This window comes from Shewanella carassii, from assembly GCF_002777975.1.
Lineage (GTDB): Bacteria > Pseudomonadota > Gammaproteobacteria > Enterobacterales > Shewanellaceae > Shewanella > Shewanella carassii.
Window position 1 is genome coordinate 230559 of sequence record NZ_NGVS01000007.1, and the last position, 7511, is coordinate 238069.

General features: G+C 51.0%; 6 protein-coding genes. 3 read left to right on the forward strand and 3 right to left on the reverse strand.

Annotated features, from left to right (window positions below):
* Nucleotides 1-119 precede the first annotated feature (119 nt).
* Nucleotides 120-2588, reverse strand: coding sequence for a VolA/Pla-1 family phospholipase (locus CBE72_RS06375; RefSeq protein ID WP_100142804.1), 2469 nt, complete (start codon nucleotides 2586-2588; stop codon nucleotides 120-122).
* 261 nt (nucleotides 2589-2849) lie between these two features.
* Here CBE72_RS06375 and CBE72_RS06380 point away from each other — a divergent pair, with 261 nt between their 5' ends.
* Together CBE72_RS06380 and CBE72_RS06385 are read left to right on the forward strand one after the other, a co-directional pair.
* Nucleotides 2850-3587 (forward strand): YciK family oxidoreductase, encoded by a 738-nt coding sequence (locus tag CBE72_RS06380; protein ID WP_100142805.1) that lies wholly within the window; start codon nucleotides 2850-2852, stop codon nucleotides 3585-3587.
* A 95-nt stretch (nucleotides 3588-3682) separates the two neighbouring features.
* Complete coding sequence (locus CBE72_RS06385) at nucleotides 3683-4600, forward strand: M14 family metallopeptidase (RefSeq protein WP_100142806.1); 918 nt, start codon at nucleotides 3683-3685, stop codon at nucleotides 4598-4600.
* A gap of 293 nt (nucleotides 4601-4893) precedes the next feature.
* On the opposite strand, the gene CBE72_RS06390 is transcribed toward CBE72_RS06385, so the two are convergent.
* Entirely contained in the window at nucleotides 4894-5529 is a 636-nt protein-coding gene (locus tag CBE72_RS06390) for a hypothetical protein (RefSeq protein ID WP_093983365.1), read from the reverse strand.
* Between the two features lie 861 nt (nucleotides 5530-6390).
* Here CBE72_RS06390 and CBE72_RS06395 point away from each other — a divergent pair.
* Nucleotides 6391-6690 (forward strand): hypothetical protein, encoded by a 300-nt coding sequence (locus tag CBE72_RS06395; protein ID WP_100142807.1) that lies wholly within the window; start codon nucleotides 6391-6393, stop codon nucleotides 6688-6690.
* Between the two features lie 241 nt (nucleotides 6691-6931).
* Here CBE72_RS06395 and CBE72_RS06400 read toward each other — a convergent pair.
* Nucleotides 6932-7511: transposase (locus CBE72_RS06400; RefSeq protein ID WP_478009794.1), on the reverse strand; the 580-nt coding region annotated here is incomplete at its 5' end.

Here is a 7511-nt window from a genome sequence, read left to right on the forward strand (position 1 = left end):
TACAGGGTTCCTTTCACCGCGAGAAAGCACACAAAATCGCGCTATTCTAGCAGCCCTTGCATAGATAAAAAAACCCGGCATTTCGCCGGGTTTGTTACAAAAAACATATGAGTAACCGCTTAGCCACCACAGCTTTGCAGAACGGACGAGTCGGTCACCAAAATGCTGGCACCATCTTTACCGGCAGAAGAGGCAAAAATAGACACCTGAGACTGCATTTCTGCTGTCGCCTGAGCAGCCATGCCATCGGTCACGCCCGGTACTTCGGATGGGTCGATGATTGAGCTGTGATGCCCCTTGGCAAAACGCACAGCGCCGCCACCAGCGCTGGTCTGATCGACGCAATTAAGCCCCAGAGTCGCAATCAAAGGCTCAGTGCCTGACAGCGGGAAGCCCGCGACAGTACCAGGCAGAACCTGATCGCCCTTGTTACCAGCGCCATCACCGACAATTTCCACCAGATGAACCGGCAACCCAGTGGCCTTGAGCATAGCAGTCTGGTTGATAGGATCGGCTGACTCTATCCCGGTTTGCACCGCAAAGGCGAAGGTAGGGATAAATTCGGCGTATACCGCCTGAACCAGTACCTCATATTCGGCCGAACCCGGCTGATATCCTTGTTTATTGGCCGCATCCACCAAAGCCTTGAAGGTATCGGAAGCCGTCACATTGGCAAACAACAGAGGTGCAAAGGTGGCTGAACCAGCGAAAGAACCCGCCAGGCCGCCGCTCGGCGCCACCAAAGATGCGCCCTTGATGCCATAGTAGTTGGGCAAGGCTGTGCCTGATGCAGGGTCTTTCAAACCTGTGCTGGCATAGGTCGCGAAGTTGGTGCCGACAATGGCGCCAAGGCTAAGCCCCTGAGCGGTTATCTGGTTATTGTCAAACACCTGAGGCGCGCCCATTTCGATAAGTTGCGCCGACATACCTGTTATCGCGGCTCGAAGCGCCAGATGATCCATGGTCGCCTGACGGAAGTTATCCCTTACCGACAGCGTGCTTTCTATATTGACAAATACCAGCGGATTGCCATTTTGGAAGGCATCCGGCTTACCGACAACCTTGCCATAGGCCGCACCTGAGGCCGAGACTTCATAGATGCCGTCACCATTGGCATCGAATGAACGGGCACCGTGCAGCGGCATATCTATGGCCACTGTAGCCACACCGGCTGCGGCATAACTACCGGCATAGGCCAGCGACATCTCTTTGCCGCCACCCAGACCATGCAGCGCTATCGTGGTAGGCCAACCACTGGTGGGTGGCGTGAAAGGCAAGCCCTGGCTGGCATAAAATGCCGCCAGCTTAGTGGCGTTGGGCATGGAGATCAGCACAGGCACAGTTTCGTAGTTGCGAATCGCCGGAATGGGATTAAAGCGGGTCAGGTGCTTGGTGGCATCGGCCGCACTGTCATCATCCAGTTTCCACACTTTGCCGGCCAACAAGGAAGGATTGGCCAGTGCAGCGGCGGGATCTATGTTGTAAGCCATCGCCTGGGCGGCAAAGTTCTCCTGGCTCAGGGTACCTGCCTGCAACGCCAGCAACACAGATACCGGGCTGTCGCCCTGGGCCTGCCAGTAGCCGTTAATGCCGTCACAGCTCGCCGATGAACAAGTGCCGTAAACCGGTACTTCAATGGCCGCAGTGTAGATATCGGCCAAATCCGCCAATACATAGGCTATGCCGTCAGCAGGGGTGAGCCCAGCTGCCATCGCCACTGTATAGCCGGCTGGAGTCGGAGTTTGCAGCCACTTGGGCGCATAGGGTGAGCCAGGTTGCAGCATCAGCAGCTTGGTGGTTTCATAAACGTCGGCCACCGACTGGGTGGTAAACAGGCCTGAATAGGTAATGCTTTCCTTGTCGACGCCATGAGCCGCCGCCATGCCCTTCTCATAACTGTTTACCAGAGTTTGCAGCATCAATTGATCGGCGGTTTCCAGCGGCGCTGTGTCGATATCCAGTTTCAACAGGCCATAGGTGTAGGAAGGCGCTATCGGGCGCTCGGCCGAATCCATGATGAGTTTAGTGGTGGCATAGATATAAGACTGAGCTGGCTTAAGTGGCTTCAGTGGCACAATGACAATCTTGTTGCCGGACGCTTGAGTGATAAAGTCTTCCCCCCAAACCAGTTCTTCACCCACTTCACAGGCAGAAACCGAAGGCTTGGCCTGGCACTCGGCCTTGGAAGAAAGCGGGCCGCCGCTGACGGCTTCAAACATTCTCACCGCTCCCGGCTGGGCCACGGAAGATGCCAGCAGGCTCAGGGTATTGCCACTGTTATCTTTGGAAGGTTCAATATCTATGGTTATCGGTTGCGTGGTTGACCAGCCATCCAGCGCGCCCAGCGCTAGCTGCGGATTGGTATAGTCTCCGGACGCCTCCCCGGGAATATTCAAGGTACCGTCTGTGGTGCCGTTGAGCAGTAGGTCGTTTGGCAAGGGAACTTCAGCTTTGGCAGGATCAAACACCAAGTGGGACTCAGGGATGAGCGGCTCTGTCTTATCCTTAAGTTCGTTATAGCTGTCTTCACCACATGCTGTCAGTCCAAGTGCAGATGCGATTGCAACACCCAAAATGAGTCTTTTCATCTTTTTTCCCCAAATCTTGTTGTAATAATTTTGTTTTCCCCAAGAAATTGGTCACAATACCCCAGACACTGTGACCAGAGGAGCTGAAATCAGTCCTCAGCTCGTCTCAAGTTAACGTAAAAATATTGAGTTAGCTACATTTTTGTCACAGTTGCACACAACGAAAAGTAACAATGAACAGTCATTTGTTTTAAACAGATGTATACCGCTGTAGTGAGTCGAGTATTGGCGGGCTTTAGCGCGAAGAGGAAACAACTCCCCATGTTGGAATATCAAGCAGCAAAAGATCTTCTCAAGGGCAAAACGATTCTGGTAACCGGTGCCGGCGACGGCATTGGCAAAACCGCAGCCAAGACCTATGCCGCCCATGGCGCCACAGTGATCCTGCTGGGCAAAACGGTCAAGAAGCTGGAAGCCGTTTACGATGAAATTGAAGCCGCCGGTGGCCCGACTCCAGCGATTGTACCTCTGGATCTCAAGGGCGCCAGCGAACAAAACTACTGCGACATGGCCGAAACCATAGAGCAGCAATTCGGCAAGCTCGATGGCCTGCTGCATAATGCCAGCCTGTTGGGCGCTTTGGGGCCATTTGAACATATTGATATTCAGTCACTTGAAGATCTGCTCAAGGTCAATGTGGTGGCCGAAGTCATGATGACCAAGGCACTGTTGCCTGTGATGCGCAAGGCCGAGCACGCCTCAATTATTTTTACCTCCAGCAGTGTTGGCCGTAAGGGCCGCGCTTACTGGGGCCCATATGCCTTCTCCAAGTTTGCTACCGAAGGCATGATGCAGGTGCTGGCTCATGAATGTGAAGGCACCCAGGTGCGCGCCAACAGTATCAATCCGGGAGCAACCCGCACCGGCATGCGCGCCAAGGCTTATCCGGCAGAGAACCCTCTGGATCTCAAGACGCCAGAGCAGATAATGCCCGTTTATCTATATCTGATGGGCGACGACAGCCTGCAGGAAAACGGTCAGGCCTTTAACGCCCAGTAACATTTTCCTCAAGAATAAACGCAGTCCAATGGGCTGCGTTTTGCTATTCATACGCCATTCATACACGTTTTATAAAAGAAATAAGGAGGCAATCCATGAGTCAAGAATACCCTATAGGCACTCCAGGTACTCCCTGGGGAGAGGCCGAAAAATCCGCCTGGCGCGCCACCCAAAACATCAAACGCAGCTACCGTGAACAGGTGCTCGACAAGATCTATGCCCTCAAGACAGCTTTTGAATGCCGCCGGTACGGCGCCTTAAGTTATGACCCGGAACGTTATCCCCTGCTCGCCCTGCAGAGTAAATCGCCACAGGCAGATAAGCCCTGGGTATTGGTCACAGGCGGGATCCACGGTTATGAAACCAGTGGCGTTCAAGGTGCGCTGCAGTTTCTTGAGCAGGAAGCCGAACGTTATCAAGCGGATTTCAATCTCTTGGTCGTCCCCTGTGTCAGCCCTTGGGGATACGAAGTCATCAACCGTTGGAATCCTTTGGCTATCGATCCCAACCGCTCCTTCTTTGAACCCAGCCCGGCAGAAGAGTCTGCCGCATTGATGGCTCTGGTTGCTAGCCACGGCGACCCTTTCCTGGCTCATATCGATCTGCATGAAACCACAGACACGGATGAAACCGAGTTTCGCCCGGCGCTCGCGGCCCGCGATGGCAAAATCATAGCTCCCGGCGAGATCCCGGACGGTTTTTATGTGGTAGATGATGAAGCCATGCCGCAACCTGAATTCCAACGAGCCATTATCGAAGCGGTCGCCAAAGTGACCCATATCGCTCCGGCCGACAAAGACGGCAATATCATCGGCTCTCCTGTGGTCGACCACGGCGTTATCCGTTATCCGCTCAAGCAGCTTGGTCTATGTGCCTCGGTGACCAATGCCCCATACACCTGCACCACAGAAGTCTACCCGGACAGCCCGCAGGCAAGCGATGAACAGTGCAATGCCGCCCAGGTCGCCGCGGTTTGTGGCGCGCTGGATTATCTAAAGCTAACCCGGAATTAAGTTTTCAGTATTAAAGTGACAATAAAAAGACCCGGCACAATGTCTAAAGCTCCAGTGCCAGGTCTTTTTTATTGAGCAACTATTCTTGCATTTACGCAAAAGTCTGCGGGTTCAAATCCATCCCACAATTAACCTCAAGAAGTCACTGATACTTCTCGATCACCATTAACCTAATAACCAACTTGTATGATTAATAATATTCAAAACCTAAAAGGAAATACCCAAAATGCTTTGTGGTTGATTGACCAACCAAAGTAAATCGGTCTGCCCCCTTTCGGCCGTATCTCCCGTTCTTATGCTCCGGGTTTTCTCAGGTTCCACTCAATCAGCTTAGCTCTGATCAAGCGTTGCGAAAACTGCTGGGGATCAAGGACCCAGTTGGTGGCGATTTCCCGAACGTTCGCGTCATCAGGATAACCTCCCCCTGTAGACAAACCGTTAATATGGCAATGCTTGGCCGCTTGAACCTCTGCCTCTGTAGGTTCACCCGCCGAAATGTGGCTTTGGTCATATTCATGCAGCCCATCATGATACACGGCGTATTTTCTTGTTACCTGACCGTCTTCCGCCATAAACCAAAAATTGTATATACCGCCCTGATGGTCGCCAAAGCCATAGGTTTTCCCAAATTTCTGGCTTAACCTAGCGGCGAATTCTGAAAGGTTGCGTAGGCATTCATCCAGCATCTCCATACTGTCCCTGAGGCCATACTGCCGGAACGGCAAGCCCCAACCGCCAAGGTAGATAAGCCCATCAAGATCCGCGACAACCAGGTGTGAAGTTTTCCAGATAAACTTAAGATCGTCGGCAGCCCCAAAATCATTGATGGACTTGATATCCGCCTCCCCCTTCAGATGTTCAACTATTCCATCTAGGTCGCGGCTTTCTACGACCAACCAAATCATATTGCGATACATCGAAACGCTCATTTCTATTCCCTTAAATACCTGGCGAATGCAATTTCAATAGCCCACGGATTCTAGTGGCTCAACAATGAGCCCGGGACAGTAACAAAACCCAAAAACAAAGCCAAGACAATAACCAAAATCCAGAGCCCATAAATCTCGACAGATTGTTGACTCTTTGCCTAGATTTCAATGGTTTGTTAGATATTAAGGACTATTTGCAACTGGTCAATGATAGCGGGCGCATTATCCACAATGACAAGGCAGCCACACGGCAGGCAGCAGGACGACCTGTCCTTTTGAACCGTTTAATATTCCCACCGACAATGGGTTGAAGCTAAATACCGACTTCAGCGATATCCAAAGGGCTTCTGGGTCCACTTGAGGTTGTGACAATGCTCTATAAAACCATAGTTACAACCACCTCCAACAACGACGAAGGCAAGGGGCAGCCCCATTTCCAGCAGCTATTTAGCTGAATCCCCGAGGCTCCATGCTCTCCCTCACCCATCGAACCCTATTCGCTCTTCATTGTGCTTGGGAACTCGACTTTGTACCCACTTCAATAGCCGAGAAACCTTCACTGGAGTTGAAAGAGGATCTTCATCCAGTGGAAACCTCTGTCCTTCAGTAACACTGGCAACTAGCGCCTTCACCCGGCTTATGCTGGGCGTCTCCATTGTTCCTGGTTATATTGCTTTCTTCCGCAAACCGTTGTACTCAAGTTTGGAAGAACTGCAAAAAGGCCTGGACGAATGACCGGAATATTATAACAATGAACGCCCCTATCAAGGAAAATGGGGAACTGTCAAATTAAAGTCTGAACGACTACACCTAAGACTCAGATCAGAACCTCTATCTTTAGCAAAAGGAATGAATCTAAAAATGGAAGCAATAAGAGAACTATTAATCGCCGCATTTATCCCCACCCTATTGATCCCTCTGATTATCGGTGCATATTTATTAGTAATAAAAATGTCCCCCGGCAGAGTGTTATATTTAACACTTAAAGCATATGGCATCTGGATCTTTCTCTGTTTGTTTATTGGTTTTCTGCTTGAATTTTTCAAGCCCTGGCTGGGTGACCTTAACTTATTGATACTAACCACCAGATTATTATGTATGGTTGTTGCAGGGATATATATGCTGGCTCAAGATATCGAGGTAGATTCAGAAAAGTCTTAACTGAGCAGGATATTCAGAAAAGAACATATAGGACACCCTCAGAGAATATACAGGACACCCTCAGCATTTTCTGTTAGAAACATACCGCTGCCGGGTGTCAGTCTCTGATAAATAATGACGGATTTTTGGAAATGAGGCTCTCTGAGACGCTCACTTTCGGAGGTTAATGCAGAATTGTCGTTGCCAGGCATGCCTCCAGCAGGCTTAAGCCTGTTGCTGCAATATCACCAAGGGTTTAAGGTTAATGGGGATGTATTGCTTGGCTTTGTTGCTTACCCCGGCACCATTTACCACCATATTTAGCCTTCATCGCACACATGGCATCCCATCGGCCACTCATGCCACTGTACTGACGGCGAAACTCCTTGGCAGAAGTTATCCAGGCATCATCGCTGATACCAAGCTCAAGCAGTAGTTTGGGTCTGGAACAGGCAATATAGCCACGCTTGTCTTCCCGCACCGCCCGGCCTGTCCAATCAATCAGCTCCAGATAGTCGGCAAAGTGAAACGGAATGCCGCTTTGTTCGGCGGCAGTGGCTGCACCATCAAATTGCAGCAGTGGCTTAATTGAAGCGTTGGCAGTTGCTGGCTCAGCAACTTCCTCTATGCGCTCCTGAATGGATGTGTAATCAGAAGTTTGCAGTGAATCTGCAATACCTGCGCGAATGGGATTTAAATCCACATACATCATGCAGGCCAGCAGTGCCTGTTCATCGAGCAGTGCCTGCGACTTAAAACGTCCTTCCCAGAATACGCCCTTGCAACCATCTTCTCGATTGGCCTTGCGGGCGATATCTTCGTTTAAACAGCGCATAAACCAA